General features: G+C 47.1%; 18 protein-coding genes. 13 read left to right on the top strand and 5 right to left on the bottom strand.

Annotated elements, in window-relative coordinates:
- The first annotated feature begins 20 nt into the window (after positions 1-20).
- The 13 genes from Q0Y46_RS02835 to Q0Y46_RS02775 all read left to right on the top strand — a co-directional run bounded on the left by Q0Y46_RS02835 (position 21) and on the right by Q0Y46_RS02775 (position 18274).
- On the top strand, positions 21-983 hold the full coding sequence (locus Q0Y46_RS02835) for an FISUMP domain-containing protein (protein ID WP_297944645.1): 963 nt from the start codon (positions 21-23) through the stop codon (positions 981-983).
- Between the two features lie 234 nt (positions 984-1217).
- The gene (locus tag Q0Y46_RS02830; RefSeq protein ID WP_297944642.1) at positions 1218-2051 is read left to right on the top strand and encodes a TIGR02147 family protein; all 834 of its coding nucleotides are present in this window, start codon (positions 1218-1220) and stop codon (positions 2049-2051) included.
- Positions 2052-2060: 9 nt separating this feature from the next.
- Positions 2061-4100, top strand: coding sequence for an FISUMP domain-containing protein (locus Q0Y46_RS02825; RefSeq protein WP_297944639.1), 2040 nt, complete (start codon positions 2061-2063; stop codon positions 4098-4100).
- Between the two features lie 299 nt (positions 4101-4399).
- On the top strand, positions 4400-5233 hold the full coding sequence (locus tag Q0Y46_RS02820; protein WP_297944636.1) for a TIGR02147 family protein: 834 nt from the start codon (positions 4400-4402) through the stop codon (positions 5231-5233).
- Between the two features lie 9 nt (positions 5234-5242).
- A complete protein-coding gene (locus Q0Y46_RS02815; protein WP_295681132.1) occupies positions 5243-7270 on the top strand; it encodes an FISUMP domain-containing protein in 2028 nt (675 codons plus the stop codon).
- A gap of 220 nt (positions 7271-7490) precedes the next feature.
- Positions 7491-8324, top strand: coding sequence for a TIGR02147 family protein (locus tag Q0Y46_RS02810; RefSeq protein ID WP_295681129.1), 834 nt, complete (start codon positions 7491-7493; stop codon positions 8322-8324).
- A gap of 9 nt (positions 8325-8333) precedes the next feature.
- Positions 8334-10031: an FISUMP domain-containing protein gene (locus Q0Y46_RS02805; RefSeq protein WP_297944631.1), complete on the top strand. Its 1698-nt coding sequence runs from the start codon at positions 8334-8336 to the stop codon at positions 10029-10031.
- Positions 10032-10048: 17 nt separating this feature from the next.
- Positions 10049-11647 carry an FISUMP domain-containing protein gene (locus Q0Y46_RS02800; protein WP_297944628.1) on the top strand — a complete coding sequence of 533 codons (1599 nt, stop codon included), beginning with the start codon at positions 10049-10051 and terminating at the stop codon, positions 11645-11647.
- 303 nt (positions 11648-11950) lie between these two features.
- Positions 11951-12784: a TIGR02147 family protein gene (locus tag Q0Y46_RS02795; protein ID WP_297944625.1), complete on the top strand. Its 834-nt coding sequence runs from the start codon at positions 11951-11953 to the stop codon at positions 12782-12784.
- Positions 12785-12793: 9 nt separating this feature from the next.
- Positions 12794-14620 carry an FISUMP domain-containing protein gene (locus Q0Y46_RS02790; RefSeq protein WP_297944622.1) on the top strand — a complete coding sequence of 609 codons (1827 nt, stop codon included), beginning with the start codon at positions 12794-12796 and terminating at the stop codon, positions 14618-14620.
- Between the two features lie 275 nt (positions 14621-14895).
- Positions 14896-15729, top strand: a complete 834-nt coding sequence (locus Q0Y46_RS02785; protein ID WP_297944619.1) for a TIGR02147 family protein — start codon at positions 14896-14898, stop codon at positions 15727-15729.
- Positions 15730-15738: 9 nt separating this feature from the next.
- Positions 15739-17484, top strand: coding sequence for an FISUMP domain-containing protein (locus tag Q0Y46_RS02780; protein WP_297944616.1), 1746 nt, complete (start codon positions 15739-15741; stop codon positions 17482-17484).
- A 205-nt stretch (positions 17485-17689) separates the two neighbouring features.
- Positions 17690-18274 (top strand): DUF1353 domain-containing protein, encoded by a 585-nt coding sequence (locus Q0Y46_RS02775; protein WP_297944613.1) that lies wholly within the window; start codon positions 17690-17692, stop codon positions 18272-18274.
- Positions 18275-18299: 25 nt separating this feature from the next.
- Here the strand turns inward: Q0Y46_RS02775 and Q0Y46_RS02770 are convergent, their stop codons facing one another.
- From Q0Y46_RS02770 to Q0Y46_RS02750, 5 genes are all read right to left on the bottom strand, one after another.
- On the bottom strand, positions 18300-19475 hold the full coding sequence (locus Q0Y46_RS02770) for a nucleotidyltransferase family protein (RefSeq protein ID WP_297944610.1): 1176 nt from the start codon (positions 19473-19475) through the stop codon (positions 18300-18302).
- Positions 19411-19569: a hypothetical protein gene (locus Q0Y46_RS02765; RefSeq protein ID WP_295681107.1), complete on the bottom strand. Its 159-nt coding sequence runs from the start codon at positions 19567-19569 to the stop codon at positions 19411-19413. The genes Q0Y46_RS02770 and Q0Y46_RS02765 overlap by 65 nt, the downstream gene beginning before the upstream one ends.
- A 17-nt stretch (positions 19570-19586) precedes the next feature.
- Positions 19587-20567, bottom strand: a complete 981-nt coding sequence (locus Q0Y46_RS02760; RefSeq protein WP_297944607.1) for a hypothetical protein — start codon at positions 20565-20567, stop codon at positions 19587-19589.
- A gap of 464 nt (positions 20568-21031) precedes the next feature.
- Positions 21032-21184, bottom strand: a complete 153-nt coding sequence (locus Q0Y46_RS02755) for a hypothetical protein (protein ID WP_297944604.1) — start codon at positions 21182-21184, stop codon at positions 21032-21034.
- Between the two features lie 18 nt (positions 21185-21202).
- Positions 21203-22144 carry a hypothetical protein gene (locus Q0Y46_RS02750; RefSeq protein ID WP_297944602.1) on the bottom strand — a complete coding sequence of 314 codons (942 nt, stop codon included), beginning with the start codon at positions 22142-22144 and terminating at the stop codon, positions 21203-21205.
- Between the last annotated feature and the right edge of the window lie 107 nt (positions 22145-22251).

Raw genomic sequence — 22251 nt, 5'->3', positions numbered from 1 at the left:
CATAATAAAGGAGGACAACGATGCGTAAAGCAATAGCATTACTCTCTATTGCCTGCATGTTCATCGCATGCGGAGATGATGCAAGTTCATCTCCGGCACCAGAGACCTCCAGTTCGAAAGAAATCTCCAGTTCGGAAGAAATCATCGAATCGTCATCGTCGATACCGAGCAGTTCTTCCATCCGGAGTTCATCTTCGGCGAAGTCCTCTTCGTCTGTCGCAAGTTCCAATTCCAAGCCCTATGTCGAAAAACACCTGGCGTGGGATTACCTGAACCCGGCGCTTTCCTACGGCGAGTTTACCGACGAGCGGGACGGGCATGTGTATAAGTATGTAGATGCAAATTATGGTCGCCTCCGGTTCATGGCAGAAAATCTGAATTATTCGGACTCCGTCGCCAATCCAAATTTGTTGGGAAACTCTTGGTGTCCCTTTAACAGTTTGGATTCCTGTTCCAAGTACGGGCGCCTATATACTTGGGCAGCCGCCATGAATGTGGATCCCAAATACAACTATGAACATTATCCAGACAAAACCGACAATACCTATGACGTTCAGTATCAGGGACTTTGTCCCGATGGATGGCTCATGTACGCCAACATGGGAATTTGGACTATATTCAGGTATGAGTTTGAGTCAGAAGCGTATTGTGCGCAGGACGGTTGGATGTATCCCGGCTGCACGAACGAATTGGGATTTACCGCTTTGCCCAACGGGTATTACGAAGACGGCGAGTTTAAGGAAGTAGGCGAAAACTTCTACTACTGGTCCGTGCAAGGCGGAGGCGAAGATATCGGTGGTTTCGGAAGTCTTCTTGAACGAAATAATACGTACGGCGTCAGTTTTAGAAGAATCATTGATACTATGATAAAAAAGACACGGGGAGCGGCGGTTCGCTGCTACCAACTGGCACCCCAAGACCCGTGCATAGACCCGGTTAGCATCGTCTGCCACAGCAGTAACGAAACCACCGAAGAAAACTAGCAGAATCATTTCATCAAGCGTGCAGGGCAAAACCCCTCACTATGATGCATTTTGCGCTTCTTTCGTGTTGCAGAAATTCAATATTTTTATAAATTCATCACTAAAAATCAACATTTTTTAATAAAAATCAACTTTTTGTGTTGTGGGTTATTGACTTTTTTAATTTTTGGGGATATATTTGTTTTCGAGGGCAAGCAGGACACACAAAGTCCATGCGGCCCTCTAGGAGGAACAATGAAAGACATTCTAACATATACGAGCTACCGCCAGTATATTGCGGACTACTACGCCGACAAGAAGGCAAAATCCGCATTTACCTGGCAGGACTTCGCAGACGAGGCGGGCTTTTCCTCGCGGGTCTACCTCAAGTACGTAAGCGAGGGCCGCTTCAACTTGAGCGAAGAGGCGACCATCCGTGTGGCCAAGGCCATGCACTTGGTGGATTACGAGCGGGAATTTTTTGCCGAGATGGTCAAGTTCGACAACGCAAAGACAGATGCCGACAAAAAAACGCACTTCAAGAAAATGCTTTCGATGGCCGAGGCGCACAAGGCCAAAATTCTGGAAGGAGACGCGTTCCGCTATTTTGAAAGCTGGAAGCACCAGGTCCTTCGCGAACTGGCGCCTGCGATGCCCGGGGCAAAACCGCTTGCGCTTGCCCATGCGTGCCGTCCGGATATTACCGCCGCCGAGGTGACCGCAGCGCTGAATTTCCTTGTCAAGGCGGGCCTGCTGAAAAAAGACGAACAAGGCCGTTACATACAGACCGACACATACGTGTCGACAGGTCCTATGGACGTAACGCCCGTAGCGGTCCGCGGACTGCACCGCCAAATGGGCGAAATCGCCTTGGAGGCCATCGAGGGTGTTCCGCAGGACCAGCGACATTTCTCGGGCCTTACGCTAGGTATCACGCGGGATGCCTACGGAGAAATCGTGCAGAAGATTGCCGAATTCCGTAAGGAACTCGTTGCGATTGCGACGCGTGATTCCGCAACAGACGAAGTCTATCGCTTGAACGTGCAGTTCTTCCCGATGACAAAAAAGGGTATCAATAAAAAGGGTTAGGAGGAAACCATGAAAAATAAAACACAAAACACGCTAGTGTATGATTTTATCGGGACGGCATTCTGTCTGGTCATGGCGCTTGCACTCATCCTGATGTTTTCGGGCTGCTCCGAAGACTCCAAGTCCGTGATTTCGCTGGGTGGCGCCGGAGAAGAAACCGGCATTTATGCGTTGTCTGGGCAGATCGGCGATATAATCCCCAAGACGCTGTCCATCAAAGCATCAAACAGCGCATCGGTCCATCCCAACTCGACGAGCCAGACAACACTCGCCAAGAGCGGAACGATTATCACCGTTTACGAATTGGACTCGCTGACATTCAACAAGACCGGAAAATCCTATATAGACACCCTTGAGAACAATGATGGTCGCTTTGAATTCAATGACTTTTCTCTACATAGTCCATATGTGTTGATTGAAACCCAGGAATTTTTCGATTCAACAGAATGTCCAACCTGTACGGATTGGGATTCTATTGCCACTACCGATAGTTCCACCAAATATATTCATATTCTTAAGGCTATTGTTAATTTAGATGAAATTAAAAAAATCAGCATCAACACATTAACGAATATGAAGGTTCCGCTTTTGCAACAATACATTGCCGATGGTATGAGTTTTACAGAAGCGAATAAAAAAGCCGAAAGAGAAATTCTAAAAGATTTCGGTATATACGGACGTTTTGGCCAGTTTGAAATGCTCCCCGAAGGCGATTCTGAATTGACCTATGTAATAAAATTGTCTCGAGATCTTCACACTTATACTGATTATTTAAATATCAATCTTGAAAACTACATCCGTACGATGTTGTTTATTCCTACCTCAGTAATTACTGCGCAAGGAACCAACGTAGAAACGATTTTTGAAAATACAAAAAAGATGGTTGATTACGAAATCGGCTATTTAGCGCAAAAGACGGGCTTTGGACAATGCACGGAATCACGCGAAGGCGAAATGAAGTCAATCAACGAATTTAACGACGGACCCTTTACAATTGTATGTCGTTCAGAGAAATGGACAATTGGTTTTAAAACGGTCAAACATACTATCGGATCCGTAACAGACAATCGTGACGGGAAAACATATAAAACCGTTACCTATAATCTGGATGGCATATCGCAAACTTGGATGGCCGAGAATTTGAGTTTTGACGCAACATCACCAAATGCAGACAGTACACTGAAGGCCAATTTGAAGGATCATTCATTGTGCATATTCAACGATCAAAATTGCGAAATGTATGGTCGTTCTTATTCATGGACTGGAGCAATGAATATTGGAGAGAGCGATGTGACAATATACTCGGTAAACTCCGCTGGAGATACAATCTTCTTAGAGCAGAAATGCTTTGACGCCGAAACGAAGGAATGTCCCGAAGATGATCTTAGTTGCATGGACCAGCAAACAAGGGACCAAGAATATTGTTATTCCAAATATCTTCCCAAAAGAGTTGGCGCAAATGACAGTGCAATAGAGGAATGTTTCAATTCAATGCTTGCAGAGTGCGACAACTATAATGTAGATGAATGCGAGGTCAATCCAAAGCAAGTTTGCGATTCTTTATACGGCGGTACATGGACGGAAAACCTAGATTGGTCACTCGGTTACAAGGAATATATGTCACAAAAGGATGCCAACAACTATCAAGGCGTATGTCCTGATGGATGGAGAATTCCGACTTTGAACGATTGGAAAACCCTGTTGCAAATGATGGGCAAACAATATGATGTTGACAATGAAAAAGCAGGAATTGTTCTTTACGACGAATATGCAACTGGATTTGGAATAAAGAATGTCGTCACCGAAGTGCGTGTCGACGACGATTTCCCCTTTGACGAATATAGTAATCCCAATACAATATATTTGTCAGGGGAATACTGGTTCAACACGTTCATTATCGCCGATGCGTCAATTCCTACAATCACTTTCCTAAACGCCAAACAAATATTACCTATAGACAAGATAGAAATGAGCTATTACGAAGATCAATGGTATACAGCTCGTGCATCCAACTATTACAGTGCCAATGTCCGCTGCATAAAGAACTAGAATCTCTCATCAAAAAATCCTGAAACCTGAGGATAGGAGGAAAAGGGAGACGGGCTTCGGCCCGCCTTCTTTTCGTATTGATTAATGAATTCTGATTGTACTGTGCGCTGTCTGTGGAAAGGCAATCCTTTTTCATATTGTAGAAATCAAAATTTTTTGATTTTTTGTCAAAATTTGCTAATTTTAGCACAAAAATTAAAATTTCATATTGTAGACTATTGTTTTTCAGAAATTAGATGGTATATTGATTTACAAGGACGGGCAGGGGCCCACCCCCGAACCCGCCTCTAGGAGGAACAATGAAACCACTACTTGAATACAAGAGCTACCGCCAGTACATTGCGGACTACTACGCCAACAGGAAGGCGAGATCCTCATTCTCCTGGCAGCAGTTTGCAACAATGGCCGGATTCTCGTCGCCAGTCTACCTCAAGTACGTAAGCGAGGGGCGCTTCAACTTGAGCGAGGCTGCCGCAGAACGCGTGGCCCAGGCCATGCACTTGGCCGAATATGAACGCAAATTCTTTGTCGAAATGGTCAAGCTCGACCATGCAAAAAGTGACGGCGAAAAAAGGGCGGCAGTCAGCAGAATGCTGTCCATCGCGGAAGCCCACAAGGCAAAAATCGTGGATGCGGAATCGTTCCGCTTTTTCGAAAGCTGGAGGAACCCGGTGCTCCGCGAACTGGCTCCCGCGATGCCGGGGGCGAAGCCGCTCGCGCTCGCCCACGCCTGCCGCCCGGAAATCAGCGCAGCCGAGGTCAGCGAATCGCTGAGCTTTCTGGTCAAGGCGAACCTGCTCCAGAAAGACAAGGTCGGGAACTACAAACAGACCGACAAAACCGTGACGACCGGCCCGATGGATTTCACCCCGCTGGCCGTGCGCGGGCTGCACCGCCAGATGGGTGAAATCGCCCTCAACGCCATCGAGGGCGTGCCGCAGAACGAGCGGCACTTCTCGGGCCTCACCCTCGGCATCACGCGGGAGGCCTACGAAAAAATCGTGCAGAAGATTGCCGCATTCCGCAAGGAAATCATCGCGATTGCGACAAGCGAAACTGCGACAGACGAAGTCTACCGCCTGAACGTGCAGTTCTTCCCGATGACAAACATGAGTATCAACAAAAAAGGCTAGGAGGACATCATGAAAAAGGAAATTAAAAACACGATTGTGTACGACTTTATCGGGACGGCCTTCTGCCTGGTCATGGCGTTTGCGCTCATCCTGATGTTTTCGGGCTGTTCCGACAGCGAATCCAAGCAGCCCGTAGGCTCCCTGGGCGGCGCCGAAGAGGAAACCGGCATCTACGCACTGTCGGGCCGAGCTGGAGACATCCATCCGAAATTGATGAAGATGCATAAAGCGATTGCGTCAAGTGATGGACTCGTGCGCGTCAAGGAGGGGGTCGTCGTGATCATTCATGAACTGGATTCCCTAACTCTTGAAGAGTCGGGCCGCGTATATGTAGACACCATAGACAACCAGAACGGACAATTTGCTTTTGGAGATCTTTCCCTGATTAGCCCATATGCGTTAATCGAGATTCAAGATTCCTGTACCGCCTTCGATTGTCGACAACTTGGCGTGTGGGGATCCTACGCTTATCCGATGACTTTCGACGTTCCCTGCAATTACGACTCGCTGAGAGAGGCTGGCTGGGAGGGGGCCCTCCCCACCTACTGTGGAACTTCGGATTCTACAAAATATCCCATCCCTTTAAGCGCAATTGTCGATGTACGGAAGTATAACGAAATTAGCGTCAACTCGTTAACTTATATGAAAATCCCGCTTGTCAAAAAATATTTTGCCGAAGGAATGGGCTTTGCCGCTGCAAGCAAAAAAGCAGAACAGGAAGTCCTTGAGAACTTTGGCATATCCGAAGACTTAGGGGATTTTGAAAGCCTAGAAAGCGTAAACGGGGAATTATCTTACGTATTGCAGATGATGTCCCATCTTGCGCGCATGGACACCTCGTCTTTTGATTATAGTCTAGCAGAAATAATGGACTTTTATTACGGCATATCGCCTGCTGCGGTCACCGCACTGGGAGAAACCGCAGAACAAGTCTATTTGAATACCCTGAAGATGATCGATTACGAGATTGGTTACTACGTCCATAGAAAAGGATTCGGAGCCTGCACGGAATCCCGTGAAAACGAGACACACTACGTTGGTCCCTCCGAAAATCGTCCCGACGTGCAAAACAATTTCTTCATACACGCAACAATAGTCTGCCGTTCACAAAAATGGGTGCAGGGATGGGTAAAGATAGACTACACAAGCGGAACAATGACCGACAACCGCGATGGCAAAACCTATAAGACGGTCACATATGATTGGGACGGTGTCACGCAAACTTGGATGACCGAAAATTTAAACTATGCGGATACGACATCTGAAAGCGCCGATAGCGCCCTAAAAATAAATTTGCTCGGAAGCACCCACTGTCGGCAAACCGATCCTTCCTGTGAATTTTATGGCCGTCAATACACGTGGCTTGCAGCAATGAACCTTAGTAAGGCCGACCTCAATCTAACCGCCGTCTTTTCGCGTGAAACTACATATGACGACGATGGCAACATAGTAGATGAAACTTGGGATACCGTGGCCGTGGAAGAACAATGCCTAGCAGCAAACCTTGACAACAAAACGCCTTACGAATTTTGCATTGAGGAGTCAGAAACAGGCGAATGCCTATATTCTAATACAGTAAACTCCTTCTACGAATATTGCACAGGTAAATATTGGAGCGTCCGTATGGATTATTCTGCATTCACTTCGAAAACGGGCCCCACAGCACATCAGGGAGTATGCCCGGACGGATGGCGCATTCCAAATAAAGAAGATTGGAACCTTCTACTTGAAAACGTAACCAGGCAAGGAGCTAAGCTTAGTGATATCGCTGGAAGCGGTTTTGGATACTCGGAACTGACGGCAGTGACTCTTCTCGACTCAGATCCCCCTGAATTGTTCATGGGTTTTAGGGAAATTTCCGGAGGTTTTTTCGCTTCCGTGCCAGACACTAACGAAATACGCATGGGTTACCCACCCGCTTATTATTTCAATATTAGTACAGGCTTTAATACGTCAACGAAAACATACGAGTATTACGGGAACATGTCTTTCAGAACCCTTGAAAGCGAGGTAATCGTCCGCTGCATAAAGAACTAGCCACATTCCCGATTTTGGAGGCTAGGAGGAAAAGGAAGACGGGCTTCGGCCCGCCTTTCTTTTTTTGTTTATAATATGTTATTTGTATTATCATAAATCACTATTTTTTGTTAGATGCATAAAAATTGGCCAAATTTCGTTAATTACTAAATATTTTTATGATAAATCTATTGACTTTTTAAAAAATGGGGTTTATATTTAAATTCGTTAGGAGGAAACCATGAAAGATGTACTAGAATACACGAACTACCGCCAGTACATCGCGGACTATTACGCCGAGAAAAAGGCCAAGTCGGCATTCACCTGGCAGGAGTTCACACGAGCAGCGGGTTTTTCTTCGCCAGTTCACCTTAAATACGCGAGCGAAGGCCGCCTCAACCTGAGCGACGCCGCCGCGAAGCGCGTGGCCCAGGCAATGCACCTTGTCGATTTCGAGCAGGATTACTTTTGCGAAATGGTCAAGCTCGACAATGCAAAGACCGACGCCGAAAAAAAGGCCGCCTTCAACAAGATGATCGCGATCGCCGACGCACACAAGGCAAAAATTCTGGAAGGCGATTCGTTCCGCTATTTCGAGAGCTGGAAGAATCCGGTTCTCCGCGAACTCGCCCCCTCGATGCCCGGGGCAAAGCCGCTCGCGCTCGCCCGCGCCTGCCGCCCCGAAATTACCGCCGCCGAGGTGACCGAGTCGCTGAACTTCCTCATCAAAGCAGACCTGCTCAAAAAAGACAAAGACGGAAATTACGCACGGACCGAGACGGGCATAACGACGGGCCCGATGGACGTGACCCCCGTGGCCGTCCGCAGCATGCACCGCCAAATGGGCGAATTTGCACTGGAGGCCATCGAGGGCGTGCCGCAAAACGAACGGCATTTTTCGGGCCTTACGCTCGGCATCACGCGGGAAGCCTACGCAGAAATCGTGCAGAAAATCGCCGAATTCCGCAAGGAGATTATCGCCATCGCAACGAGAAACACTGAAACGGAGGAAGTCTACCGCCTGAACGTTCAGTTCTTCCCGATGACAAACAAGAGTATCAATAAAAAGGGCTAGGAGGAAACCATGTATTATTCAAGAATCAGCAGGCACCTGGCCTGCAAAATGGCGATGCTGCTCGCCTTGATGTTCGCAGCATGTTCCAACGACGGTGGCTACACCGAAGAAACCGCATTTCTCGAAAACATCAAGGTGGTCGCGCAGGCAAGACGATTCGAGCCCGTTATCATTGACTCACTCTTCGACTCCTCTGCGACTCGATTGATCAGTTCAGTTTTTCCGGGTTCTATCATAAGAATGTCTGAATTGGATTCCTTCACTTTCCAAACAACAGGTGCGGTTTACTATAGTCACAGTGAAGATTCTACGGGGGTGTTCAGTTTTGATAACATTTCGCTGAATAGCCCTTATGTTATGCTTGAGCTGTCTTCTCCTTGCTGCACATATAATGAAGCGGAAGAAAAAATTGCTTGGGCAGATGTATGCTACGTGAACGACGTTCATTATATACCATATAGTCTAATCGTTGATTTGCGAGAGTCTAGGAATGTCGGCATCAACGTGGTAACGACCATAGTGACAGGTCGTATGCTGACTTTGATGAGCCAAGGAATGAGCTTTGAAGACGCCAAAGCGACGGCCGAAAGTGAAATACTCCGTGCTTTGGGCATCTATGGCGTTCCTTACCGCTTTGACAAGATCGTTTCTGATGAAAACCGCACGGAAATTCTAATGGCAGACAATCTAAGCGTTTGGCTTATGACCAATTATACGCCGGTATCTACGTTGCGCATAACGAATTCGTTTGGCGGATCTGGCTCATTTAATGCGGATTCTTCCATAAAGGACTTTCTTGATAAAAACGTGGACAGTTGGATCAAATCAGAATGGATTGACAAAGACGAAAAGGCATCTTTGCAAGACTACATGCAGAACTTCATGGCCGCCATTTATGGCCTTGGTCAGTGCACTGCCGAAAACGAAGGTTACAGCACCACATATCCTTATAGCGAACCTAAAAATTATCCTCTTAGCGAACTTAAAGAGATTGACTTTGTTTGTAAAACGGGAACATGGTCTTATCTAATTCATTATGCCGTCTCTGATAGCGTAGGAGCCGTCTTTGGACAGATGACAGACTCCCGTGATAACACAAAATACAAGACCGTAACATACAACATTGATGGCAAAACGCAAACCTGGCTTGCCGAAAACCTGAAATATAATTCCGCAGACGGCCTCTATTTTTGGCATGAAGCCATGAACTTGCCCGATTCTATAGCACTGGTTCCCTACGAATCCTGCATCGAAGAACAAAAATATTCATATTGCGACCGCATGCAAGTAGAAAAGAAGTATCTTGACTACGAAAAAATTTGGGCCATAACGGATTCTGTAAAGGCGGCCTCAAAAACCTACCAAGGGATATGCCCTGATGGATGGCATCTTCCCGACGCAAATGAATGGCAAACGTTGCGTGACTATGTGACAGAAAAGCTTAATTTGGACCTGTTAAGATTTGAAGATATTATGGCAATCGCCGGATTCGGAGAATCTGATGCAGAAACCGGGTCGGTATATGCCGTTAAAATCGACAGTACAGTTCATTTTGATCAGAATTTACATATTCCTGTTTATGATTCTAGGATAAGCGCGGTTTTCATCCAAAACACAAACTGGGCTTATGTCAGCATAGAAAGCGTGGAACTCCTAACAGTATATGTAGATAAAAATCCACTTTTTGTCCGTTGCGTCAAGGATTAAACAAAGGAGGGAAGATTATGAAAATCGAAAAAATACTCATAGCGTTTTTGGTGCCACTCGTATTTGTCGCCTGTTTCGAAGACAACAGCTTGGCAGCGAACAATTCTTCGATCGAAACCTCAAGCGATTCGAACGTTTCGTCTTCAAGCGAAGAAAATGCCCCCGCTTCAAGTTCCAGCATCCAGATTGAAGAACCAATGACGACTTATAGGGGAATAAAAATCTATTCGCCCGAAAGAACCACCTTCTTTGCTGCATCCGAATTAGACTCTGTCACTTTTGATCCAATAAGAGTGGCAGCTGGCGTCTCGGATCGTCTATACAATCCAGGTGCTTCTTTTTTCGTTATCGGCAATCTATCTGTAAAAAGTCCCTATGCGAAAATTGAGGTAGGATATTCGGGTCACCAATACAACATAGTTGATTTACGCCAGTCGGACGCTTTTGCAGTCAACACGAAGACTTATTTAGAAAGTATTCGCTTAGTTTATTTGACAAATTCGGGAATGAAATTCGCCGACGCAAAGAAACAAGCAAGTAAAGAAGTTCTTCAAGCGTTTGGTACGTATAACGATTCGTACGACAAAGGCGACATAGAGAATATAGAAAATCAAGATTATACGAAATATATAGCGTTTATTGCTGACTTTGTAGAACACTCGTCGGTAGACACAATTGCTACATATTTTGAAAAGTGCGGTAATATTACATGTGACAAGGAATCCTTGAAGAAGCGCTACTTGACGGAAGCGATGGATCTCGTGAAGCAGACCCCGTTGTTCTTGGGAAATTTCTATGCAAAAATGCTTGACGCGGGAACGTGTACAGCCGAAAAAGAAGGGGATTCACTTGAAGCCCTTCCTTCGTCTTGGCTGAACTTTGACGTTACAGTAAGATGCCGTTCTGGAGAATGGAAATTCTTGTATAAAGAAATGGAACATACCATGGGAACGATGACAGATGAACGTGACGGGAAAACCTACAAGACCGTAACATATGATTTAAACGGCAAAACACAAACATGGATGGCGGAAAATTTAACATATGCTATAGATAGTCTGCATATTCCATGCGAAGAAAGTACAGAGTATTGCGACTTGTATTTCGTAGAAGGTGCGCTAAATATAGACTCTTCTTTGGTGTATCCATCAACGGATTCTTGTATAGGACTATGGTTTAACAAGTACGACTTTCGTGCGGGAGGAGATACAATGACAGCTATGAGCGATTGCAGCGAGCGTGAAGGACGTTACTTCCAATTAAAATCCGTGTCGCATGTTGAATCGGTTATGACTGAAAAAGGAATTTATCAGGGTCTTTGTCCTGAGGGGTGGCATATTCCAGCAACGAATGAAGTGAATACATTGTCGGATTATCTAATGGAATGGTACCAGCCCTCTATTCCCAAGAAATATGAAGATCTTGAAGAAGACGAAAAAATAGGCTGGATACGGGAGATTTTGTACGATTCGCCTTTAGGGGATCCGACTGGCTTCGGATTGAAACGTGGAAGTTATGGTTTCTTTGTGATAGACGGTTATTTACCTCTACCAGCATTAGGCCGCACACCCCCGTTTGAGTATATTTCCGGTTCCGTCCGCTGCATAAAAGACTAGTCTCCCACTTATCCAAAAGCACCCCTGATTGGGATAGGAGGAAAAGGAAGACGGGCTTCGGCCCGCCTTTCTTTTTTTTGCACTCCGGTGGCCACGTCATGGCCAATTTTTACACAGAAATTATGTTATACGTATCACAAAATATTGCATTTTTTATTGATTTTCTAGAAAATTGCTCATTTTTAGCTAAAATCGCATATTTTTTATCACAAAACTATTGACTTTTTCAAAAAGGTGGTATATATTTAAAAACACAAGCGACAAGGGCCACAAAGTCAAGACGTCGTTTGCTAGGAGGAAACAATGAAAGATGTACTTGAATACACGAGCTACCGCCAGTACATCGCGGACTACTACGCCGAGAAAAAGGCCAAGTCCGCGTTCACTTGGCAGGAGTTCACACGCGATGCGGGGTTCTCGTCGCCGGTATTCCTGAAATACGTGAGCGAGGGACGCTCCAATCTGAGCGAAGCGAACGCCGACTGCGTTGCGGAGGCCATGCACCTCGTCGATTACGAACGGGAATATTTCCGCGAAATGGTCAAGTTCGACCGTGCAAAGACGGACGCCGACAAAAAGGCCGCCTTCAACAAGATGCTTGCGATTGCCGACGCACACAAAGCCAAAATCCTGGAAGGCGATTCGTTCCGTTACTTCGAGAGCTGGAAAAATCCGGTACTCCGCGAACTCGCCCCAGCGATGCCCGGCGCAAAGCCGCTCGCGCTCGCCCGCGCTTGCCGCCCCGAAATTACGGCCGCCGAGGTGACCGAGTCGCTGAACTTCCTGGTCAAGGCCGGCATGCTGAAGAAAGACGAGAACGGCAATTACACACAAACCGACAAGTCGATAACGACCGGGCCGATGGACGTGACCCCCGTGGCCGTCCGCGGAATGCACCGTCAGATGGGCGAATTCGCCTTGGAGGCCATCGAAGGCGTAGAACAGGACAAGCGCCATTTCTCGGGCCTTACGCTGGGCATCACGACCGAATCCTTCGACGAAATCGTAGAAGAAATCGATGCCTTCCGCAAGCGCCTCATCGCCATCGCGACAAGGGAAACGACGACAGACGAAGTCTACCGCCTGAACGTGCAGTTCTTCCCGATGACAAAAAAGGGTATCAATAAAAAGGGTTAGGAGGAAACCATGAAAAACAAAACACAAAACACGCTAGTGTACGATTTTATCGGGACGGCATTCTGCCTAGTCATGGCACTTGTACTCATCCTGATGTTTTCGGGCTGCTCCAACGACGAAAGCGTGCGGCCCGTAGGTTCCATGGGCGGCTCCACAGAAGAGACGCGCATCTACGCGCTGTCTGGCCGAGCCGGCGATGTCATGCCGAGACTAAGGAAGCCGGAAGGTTCTGAAAATCCCGTCGGCTTTATACTTGCCGCAAAAGGAACCATCGTAACCGTTCACGAACTAGATTCCGTAACGTTCGATACAACAGGACAAACCTTCGTGGACACAATCGACAACGATGAAGGTCGCTTTGAATTCAAGGACCTTTCCTTGAACAGTCCGTACGTGCTGATCGAGACTCGGGAACTTTACGACTCCGTCTACGTGCCGGTCGATAGCACCAACATGGAGTGTGTGCCCATTACCGCATATCGCGATTGGTTCAAGGCCGTCGTTGATTTACGGGAAAAAAGCAAAATTAGCCTCAATCGGTTGACAAACGCCAAGGCCCCGTACTTGTTGAATTACCTTGCCGAAGGCAATTCCTTTGACGAAGCCAACCAATTGGCAGAACGCGCCGTTCTCGAAAGCCTCGGGATATACGAGGACTTGGGATCCTTTGAAAATCTGAGCGACAGCATTACCGAATTGTCTTTTGTCGCCCAACTGTTATTTAACTTGAGCATGCTGGACACTATCAATTACGGATTACAACTTCCCATTGATTACTCCATCCCATTCGCTCTACCAGAAGCTGTCTCCGATTTCAGTGATGAATTGAAAAAATTCTATTCGAACGCCCTGAAAGCGGTTGAATATGAAGTCGCCTATTACGCCCGTCGAAACAATCTTGGAGAATGCACCGAGTCTAGAGAAGACGAAGTTCATACTCTCAATCACTATTGGGGGTACTTCGACGTGGTGTGTCGTTCCAAGAAATGGGTTCTCGGATTCAAAAAGATAAATCATACGGAAGGAACAATGGAAGACGTTCGCGACGGCAAGACATACAAGACGGTTACTTACAACTGGGCCGAAGGAGCACAAACCTGGATGGCAGAAAACCTTGATTTTACAGACACAATTTCTTTAAGCATCGACAGCGCACTAAGGACCAATTTGTCGGGCAACATTTCTTATTATCTATACGATTTTGATCGCATTAGTTCGAATCCTCAAATGGCAAACCTCGCGTATGGACACGCTTATACTTGGATGGCCTCAATGAATCTCGGATACGATGATATAGAAAAAACCGAAGTTGACACCTGTTTTTTGATTCCCAAAAAAGATACAAGCATAACAGAATGTTATGTTACAGAGAGAGAGAACCTTCCTGAATTAACACAAAAAAACTATCAAGGGATATGCCCGGACGGATGGAGAGTCCCGACTTGGAACGACTGGAAAACGCTACTGCAAAATATGGGAACCGAGTACGGAGTTGAATATGATAAGGTTGTACCAGCCCTCTACGACGAAACAGCCACAGGATTTGGATTAAACAGCATCGTACCCGCCTATACGCTTGAAACAATCACATCCAACAGTTACATATATGGCGAATCAGCCAACTATGACGTATCTTCTATTTTTTATATCTCTATGTCAACGCTTTGTCTCTTTGATGACATTTTTGTCGTAGCAGATTCCACCATATATACCATAGAATTCCTAGCCGGCGGCAGAAGAGGATTCAGTTTCAAGAATGAACAAATAAACGACTTTAGCGGAACCAGAGAGCTCGATTTCTACTCGAAAGGAGCGGTCCGCTGCATCAAAAACTGATATTTCGGTCATTATCAAACAATCTGGGTAGGAGGAAAAGGAAGACGGGCTTCGGCCCGCCTTTCTTTTTTTGCCGTTTTTAGCGAATTGCCGCGTCTTCTTATTGTGAAATTTCACTATTTTTATCACAAAATTTAAACAAATGCCTAAATTTTAACAAAAACAACAATTATTTATTGTGAAATCTATTGACTTTTTCATTTTTTCGATGTATATTAAAAGCGTAAACGGTACGGGGCTCAAAAACCAGGAGGCCGTTTGGTTAGGAGGAAACAATGAAAGATGTACTAGAATACGCAAACTACCGCCAGTACATCGCGGACTATTACGCCGACAGAAAGGCCAAGTCCGCATTTACTTGGCCGGAGTTCGCACAGGCAGCAGGCTTTTCTTCGCCAGTCTACCTTAAATACGTAAGCGAGGGCCGGTTTAACCTGAGCGACGCAGCCGTGGAACGCGTCGCAAAGGCGATGCACCTGGCGGACTACGAACAGGAATACTTTGCCGAGATGGTCAAGTTCGACCACGCGAAAAAGGATGCCGACAAAAAAACAATCTTCAAAAAGATGCTTTCGATTGCCGAAGCCCACAAGACCAAAATCCTGGAAGGCGACGCATTCCGCTTTTTCGAAGACTGGAAGAATCCGGTCATCCGTGAACTGGCACCCTCGATGCCGGGTGCGAAGCCACTCGCGCTCGCCCACGCTTGCCGCCCGGAAATCACGGCCGCCGAAGTCAGCGAAACGCTGAAGTTCCTTCTCAAGGCGGACCTGCTCAAGAAGGACGACAACGGAAACTATATCCAGACAGAAAAATCCGTGACGACAGGCAACATGGACGTGACCCCCGTGGCCGTCCGCGGAATGCACCGCCAAATGGGGCAGTTCGCGCTCGACGCCATCGAAGGAGTCGCCCAGGACAAACGTCACTTTTCGGGCATCACGCTCGGCATCACGCACGACGCCTACGAAGAAATCGTGCAAGAAATCGCCGAATGCCGCAAGCGCATTATCGCCATCGCGACAAAAAATGCTGCGACAGACGAGGTCTACCGCCTGAACATGCAGTTGTTCCCGATGACAAACAAAAATTCAAACAAAAAGGGTTAGGAGGATACCATGAATTACTCAGGAATAGTCAAACAAATGGTTTGCAAGGCGACGGTATTGCTTGCCTTGGCCCTCATCGCATGCTCCGAAGATAGCAAGTCTATTGCCGATGGAGGCACAGCAGAAGAGAGAGGCCTCCAGGCAAAGAACTTCACTATATCTGGAAGAGCGGTGGGAACGGGCACCTCGACTGCGAACGCTTCCGTAACGCCCACTTCGTTCGACTCTCTTTCAATGCAGGGTTCCTTTATCCGCTACGGCTCTGTTTTAAGGTTGTCCGAACTGGACTCGCTCACGCTGGATGCAACGGGAAAATTCTATTTCACCCGTTGTACAAACAAAACCGGGCAATTCAGCTTTGACAGCATCTCACTGAACAGCCCCTATGTATTGGTCGAACTCTTGCCCGAAATCTATGACGATAGTGAATGGGAACTCGTCAACAAAGATGATTTAAAGGATTTCTCCGACACAATTCACTATAGCCTAATGGGCCCTCTCAATCACAATTACAGTGCGCTCGTCGATTTGCGCACGACTGATGACATTGCGATCAACATAATGACCCGCCTTGAAGCGGCCCGCATAAAGCATCTATTTAAAAACGGGACCGCTTTCGCAACGGCAAAACAGCAAGCCGATCAGGAAATTCTGGAAGCCGTGGGAGTATACAACGGGACGTTCAATTTTGACAAGAGTGATTTTGTCCAGGACAGTAACAAAGTGCTCATGGCATATCGAGTTGAAAGCTTCATATATATATACACCTATTCCGGCGTCGACTTAAACAATTACTCTCTTCATATGTATTCCACTGCGCCCGATTACTCAGCGTCAGCAGTCAACGCATTTAGCAAATCAGGAAACTTCACAGCAGTCGATTCCGTCAAAGCAGCCTTATTAAAGAATCTTCTGAGATGGAGCCTTAATGACGTTGATTATGCAAGCAATAGCGAGAAAGCCTTCGTAACGGGATTCCTCGCAGCGTTATACAGTTTAGGCGAATGTACTGCCGCACGCGAAGGCGATACAGTAGAAACAGATGGGTACGAAGACCAATACCTGAACTTCACGTGCCTATCGGGAGCATGGACGGCAGAACCCGGACGATACAAAATAACTGAAAAAGTGAATTTCGAAACCGGCACCATGACCGACGACCGCGACGGAAAAACCTACAAGACGGTCACATACAACATCGAAGGGACCCCGTTTACATGGATGGCAGAAAACCTGACATACAGCAACGATTCCATCCATCCCGCCATCGGGCTCGACTCCTCTATATACAGATTAACCCAGGGCCGCGAGCGATTCTTCACCAAATACATGAATTCCCTTGATTCCACATACTGGAACACCTTTTTCCGGTACGCAGAACATGACGTGATTGGCGCCGATACCATCATAATGGAAGGGGGGCACTTCCAGAGCATCTGTCCCAACGGCTGGCACATTCCGACTCACGAAGAATGGACTCGTCTGATGCGTCTTGTGGAATATGCTTCCGGATTTTGCCCTGATTACCCAGGCTGCGAGGAATTCAAGGCAAACGACGGTTTCGGATGGTACGCCTCGAAATACCTGCCACCAATTGGATTTGGCGATTTCACTCTTGAAATATTCGCCTTCCTTGAACAAGGTGATGACGGGACCTGGTCGATACTCGGCCTCATCATGGACAACGGAAAACCGTTTACAATGCCTGCAGATCAAATATCCCAGACCTTGTCCATCCGCTGCGTCAAGGATTAAACCTCTATCATCCAGGGGTTGGAGGATAGGCCGAAAGGCCGGAAGGGTCGCGATTCCAGGGTCGCGGCCCCTTTTTTTTGCACCATATCGGCCATTTCAACAAACGTAAACAAACTTATACACTTAAATAAGGGTAAACTATTTCTTTTTATTATTTTCTGTTATATATTATTTTTATGTTACACGAAACACCCATGGAGGCACAATGGGCATTTTAAAATACTGGTTTGGCATAAACGAAATCACCGTAACAGGCGTTGAGGTCAAAAAAAAATTTGTATTCGATCCAGTAGACGAAGGGGACGTCATTGAACTCTTGGAAGACGCCCGCATCATAGTGAAAATAAAACGTTCAGCCAAAAGCATTGGCAAAAAAAATGCAAGAGCTACGCTGGACATAACCTTCAAAAAAGGGTTCTTAACAGACGGAGCCTCCGTCCCAGAAAAACTTAGAAGGGAAATGCCAACCTATATCGCCATGGATGACGAAGGAGCCCACATATACAACGCAGCAGCCTTTATTCACGATGGACTGTACGCATACGAGGGAGAAGTTAAAGAACCCAATATTGAAAGCACCCGGAAAAACAAAGATTGGCACACACTTACAAGAAGAGAATGCGACGACATTCTCAAAGGTGTTTGGGACAAATCTGGATTTTCCAACACCGTCAAAACGAGCATCGGCAGAAAAGGCGTCAGAATGGTCGCAGGTGGGCCCGACCACTGGGGCAATGACAAAGAGCTCCATTGCAAGCCATATTTCTCGGCATCGATTATATACGACTAATAGCAGCCGCACAGTAATCTAGCATTTATTCTTCGCGGGTTCTTTTGAGGAAGAACTCGCGTTTTTTTATGCGCAGCGGAATCAGGAAAAGCGTGGCACGCCAGTAGCGCAGTTCCTTGAACAGCACGTTCACCGGATCGAACGACAGCCAGCGGAGCATCCGCAACCTGTCGTTAAACCAGCGCGGCACACCCCGCAGCCGGTATTCCTTGCCGAATTGTCCAAAATTTCCACCTTCCAAGACTTGGCGGAGCAGGCGACGCCCGCGCCATGCATCGGGTGGGCAAAGCATTTTTTCCCGCTCCAGCGCAAACACGTGGCCGAGCACCCACATCACGCCGGAGCACGCCCGCATCATCGAGAGGCGCTTCATCACCGCGGCGACTTCGCGACGGTCTTCTTCGGTGGAATGGAGGAGCAGCATATAGTAATCCATGTACTGCCGCAAGCCCAGGCCCTTGCTAAAGAAATGCTGTTGCAAGTGCGCCAGCTGCATCACCAGCGCAAACTTGATAGACGGGGCATAGAACCCCTCGGGAACGAGCGCCGCGCTCTTGACCTCGTCCAAAAGGAATTTCTGGAATTCGCCATCCCGGAACGGGATGCCCGACGCGGGCTTGTAATGGACTTCGATGGGGATTCCGCCTTCGCCGTGCATCTCCACATGGTGGAAAATGCCTTTGAGGTCCTTGCCGTTCGAAATCAGGCCGAGTCCTTTCAAAAAATCTACCACGCCACGGAACCCGCCCGGAATCCAGATATCGATATCGCCAGCTTGCCGCGCCAGCGGATTGGGGTAGAGCCGCGCGTTCGCCTGGCCCTTGAGGATAACGCCTCGGCGGCCGTTCTCCTCGAACAGGCGCGTAATACGGGCAGCTTCGCGATTCATCTTGTCGTTTACGCCACGGACAGACTCGGCAACGCACGACCATTGCAGCATGAGCTCCTTTGGCGGGCGTTTCTCCTTGGGGAGCTTGGAAATGCCGTCGAAAGCAACCCCCATCAGGGACTGCTGTTTCGCCATGGAATACAACGCACTCCACTGCGACGCATCAAGGTCAAATAAAAAATCCTGCGCGGCCCCTAGAGCCAAACGCAGGATTGCAAAAAACGCTTCGTCGAGCGGACGCACGGAACTATGCCCTGGGTTGCACACTTCCTTTGATATCGAGGCCGAGTTCGTCGCAATAATCTCCATCATCACATGTCTCTTCGCCGCTGCCGCTCAGCAGGGGAGCCTGGTGCTTGAGGTCCATCACTTCCATTTCTGGCGCAACATATTCTTTCTTTTTCATTTTGCTTCCCCCAAAAATTAACGAACCACTTTCTTCTTGTCAACGTACACGGCGTGATTAGCAGGCTTTTCGCCAACCGCACGGCCATTCAAATCAAAACGACGGCCTTCCATCTTGAATTCACCCGTGATGGTGTTCAACTTGCCGATGGAGAGCGTGCTGTCAGAATCGTGGAGACGAACTTCAATCGTTTCGGGCAAATCTTCTTCTTCAACAGCATCGCTAGAAACCTTGGCCAGGCCACGACCCTTGTACCGCAAGTAAGCGCGAAGAGGAGCAATATTTGCACCCGTTCCGACCTTCACAAATTGGCCGGCAGTGACTGCGCCCTTATCCCTGGCCGCATAGCCGTAAACCTTACCAATTTTGCCATCACCCGCTTTCCATTCAACATAGCTGTATGTTCCGGCAAATACGAAGCTCTCGGTATGTGCGCTATTATCGTGCAACCAAAGTTCGAGATTTTGATCATGTGCAGGCGCCGGGTTGTTGTTATAACTCTGGGCCAGGAATGTAATTTCCTTAATGTCTTTGCATTTGCTCGATTTTGTATCGGCAACAATCAGAGCCGGCCTGTTGGCAGAAAGTTTGTCCTGCATATTCTTGCCATCAGCAATCCACTTACCGTTCACTTTGCTGAAATTGTAGATATCATACATATTGACACAGGAACTGGTATACTGGCCGCTTTTCCTCACCGCAATCGGCAAAATAAGCGTCGAATTCTGCGTAAGGGCTGCGCTGCGTTCAATCGTGACCTTCAAACGATCAGAAGCGTTTTTATTAAGGCAAGATGCTGCACTTGCATCATATTTAACAAGAGCACCTTTCTCAGCGAAGGACTCCAGATACACAGTGTTATTGGATTTGTAATAGGCGCCGCCTGTAAACGTGCAAGTCGGTGATTCACTCGGACGAGCGCACCATGCGGACGTTGCCATCACGGCGACCATCAAAAACAAAGCGACCTTCGCGAAGGCCGAATAGTTTGTATTCATTGTTCCCACCTTTTCTTTTGTGCGCAAAATCTATAAAAGGACATACACCTTGGCAATGCGAGAAAAGCAAAATTTCAAAAACAAAACAAAGTAATTTAATGTTTTATTTCTTACAATTCTTACAGAAATAGGGAATTAATTTACACAAAATAATCTTTTTGAAAGATTACATACAAAAGAAGCGTACTTCAACGACACAAATACATGCATCGCTACAAACCGCTCTGTTATTACATTCTTTATCAAAGATGTAATTAAATAATATTATCCAACTTCGCAAAAAGAAATTGACGATAACAATTATTTACAAATCAAATAATCTGAAAAAATCACGCCGAACCACCATCGCTAGTGTGCCCGCTATAGAATATTCAAATATGACTTTGCAACCTATCGAGGGCAATAAAAAGGCATCCCCTTCGAGAGGGGACGCCATAAAAATCCTTGAACGGATGATGCTTGTGCTATGCCTTCGGATGGTCCGTACTGCGAATGTCGAAACCAAGTTCGTCGCAATAATCTCCATCAGTGCATTCACTACTGCCACTCAGCAAAGGAGCCTGGTGCTTGAGATCCAATACTTCCATTTCCGGAGCTTTATATTCTTTCTTATTCATCTTGACTCTCCCTCCTAATTAGCGAACAGCCTTTTTCTTGTTAACATACACACCATGGTTTGCCGGCTTCCCGTTGATGGCACGGCCATTGAGATCGAAGCGGCGGCTATCCATCTGGATTTCACCCGTGACCGGATTCAACTTGCCGATGGACATAGTGCTGTCTCCGTCGATGAGGCGAACCTCGATTGTTTCGGGCAATTCAAAGTCCTCTCTGTTATCCGAAGATTTTTTCGCCAATCCATCACCGCGATATTCTAGATAAGCACGCAGAGGCGGAAGATAGGCGCCACCACCAATCTTGACGAACTGGCCACCCGAAACGCCGCCCATATCCTTAGCTGCGTAGCCGTAAACTTTATTAATACCGGATGCTCCAGATTCCCACTTTTTGTATTTGTAAGTTCCCCGAAGAGTGAAACCAGGATTTCCCGTATTGTTTCCCATCCATTTTTCTAGCTGCTGGTCTTGAGGAGTAACCGCAAAATTATCAGTATTCACCAAGAAATGAATTTCTCGACGATCCTGACACTTAGCTTTGTCCGTAAAAACAGCCATAATGTACGGCTGATTCATGGATGCGCCGCCCATGGTATTGTAACCTACCGCCTCCCACGTTCCACTCCGATTGTTAAAATCGTAAACATCGTAAAGAGCAATGCAATCATCATCTACCGTCGCCGCAAACGGGAGCACAAGCGTCGAGTTGGCTTTGAGCGGTGTGTCGCGCAGGATAACGACTTTCATACCGCTCGGGTTATTTTGGTTAAGGCAGTTCACGGCGCTTTGATCAAAAACCACTGCCGCCAATGTATCGGTGTAAGACTCTAAATAGAGCGTATGAGTAGCGGATTCGTAATGGCCGCCCGTAAAATAACAGTTCCCCGCCCAAGCGGCCGATGATGCTGCGGAAAACGCAGCGACAATGGCGATTTTCGCCCATAAATATTGTTTGTTCATTTTGCACCTTCTTCGTTTACTCAAAATCTATAACATTCTCCCCCACTTTGCAAGTCGGCTCCCTAAAAAGCCCCGTTTTTCCTACCCTATTTGCAGGGCACCTTAAA

The sequence above is a fragment of the uncultured Fibrobacter sp. genome, assembly GCF_947305105.1.
GTDB lineage: Bacteria > Fibrobacterota > Fibrobacteria > Fibrobacterales > Fibrobacteraceae > Fibrobacter.
This window is presented reverse-complemented; position numbering and strand designations above follow the sequence as displayed.

Bases quoted from the DNA above. Each gene is read 5' to 3' on its own strand.
- Q0Y46_RS02835 (WP_297944645.1), top strand. From the start codon at position 21: ATGCGTAAAGCAATAGCATTACTCTCTATTGCCTGCATGTTCATCGCA.
- Q0Y46_RS02830 (WP_297944642.1), top strand. From the start codon at position 1,218: ATGAAAGACATTCTAACATATACGAGCTACCGCCAGTATATTGCGGAC.
- Q0Y46_RS02825 (WP_297944639.1), top strand. From the start codon at position 2,061: ATGAAAAATAAAACACAAAACACGCTAGTGTATGATTTTATCGGGACG.
- Q0Y46_RS02820 (WP_297944636.1), top strand. From the start codon at position 4,400: ATGAAACCACTACTTGAATACAAGAGCTACCGCCAGTACATTGCGGAC.
- Q0Y46_RS02815 (WP_295681132.1), top strand. From the start codon at position 5,243: ATGAAAAAGGAAATTAAAAACACGATTGTGTACGACTTTATCGGGACG.
- Q0Y46_RS02810 (WP_295681129.1), top strand. From the start codon at position 7,491: ATGAAAGATGTACTAGAATACACGAACTACCGCCAGTACATCGCGGAC.
- Q0Y46_RS02805 (WP_297944631.1), top strand. From the start codon at position 8,334: ATGTATTATTCAAGAATCAGCAGGCACCTGGCCTGCAAAATGGCGATG.
- Q0Y46_RS02800 (WP_297944628.1), top strand. From the start codon at position 10,049: ATGAAAATCGAAAAAATACTCATAGCGTTTTTGGTGCCACTCGTATTT.
- Q0Y46_RS02795 (WP_297944625.1), top strand. From the start codon at position 11,951: ATGAAAGATGTACTTGAATACACGAGCTACCGCCAGTACATCGCGGAC.
- Q0Y46_RS02790 (WP_297944622.1), top strand. From the start codon at position 12,794: ATGAAAAACAAAACACAAAACACGCTAGTGTACGATTTTATCGGGACG.
- Q0Y46_RS02785 (WP_297944619.1), top strand. From the start codon at position 14,896: ATGAAAGATGTACTAGAATACGCAAACTACCGCCAGTACATCGCGGAC.
- Q0Y46_RS02780 (WP_297944616.1), top strand. From the start codon at position 15,739: ATGAATTACTCAGGAATAGTCAAACAAATGGTTTGCAAGGCGACGGTA.
- Q0Y46_RS02775 (WP_297944613.1), top strand. From the start codon at position 17,690: ATGGGCATTTTAAAATACTGGTTTGGCATAAACGAAATCACCGTAACA.
- Q0Y46_RS02770 (WP_297944610.1), bottom strand. From the start codon at position 19,475: ATGATGGAGATTATTGCGACGAACTCGGCCTCGATATCAAAGGAAGTG.
- Q0Y46_RS02765 (WP_295681107.1), bottom strand. From the start codon at position 19,569: ATGAAAAAGAAAGAATATGTTGCGCCAGAAATGGAAGTGATGGACCTC.
- Q0Y46_RS02760 (WP_297944607.1), bottom strand. From the start codon at position 20,567: ATGAATACAAACTATTCGGCCTTCGCGAAGGTCGCTTTGTTTTTGATG.
- Q0Y46_RS02755 (WP_297944604.1), bottom strand. From the start codon at position 21,184: ATGAATAAGAAAGAATATAAAGCTCCGGAAATGGAAGTATTGGATCTC.
- Q0Y46_RS02750 (WP_297944602.1), bottom strand. From the start codon at position 22,144: ATGAACAAACAATATTTATGGGCGAAAATCGCCATTGTCGCTGCGTTT.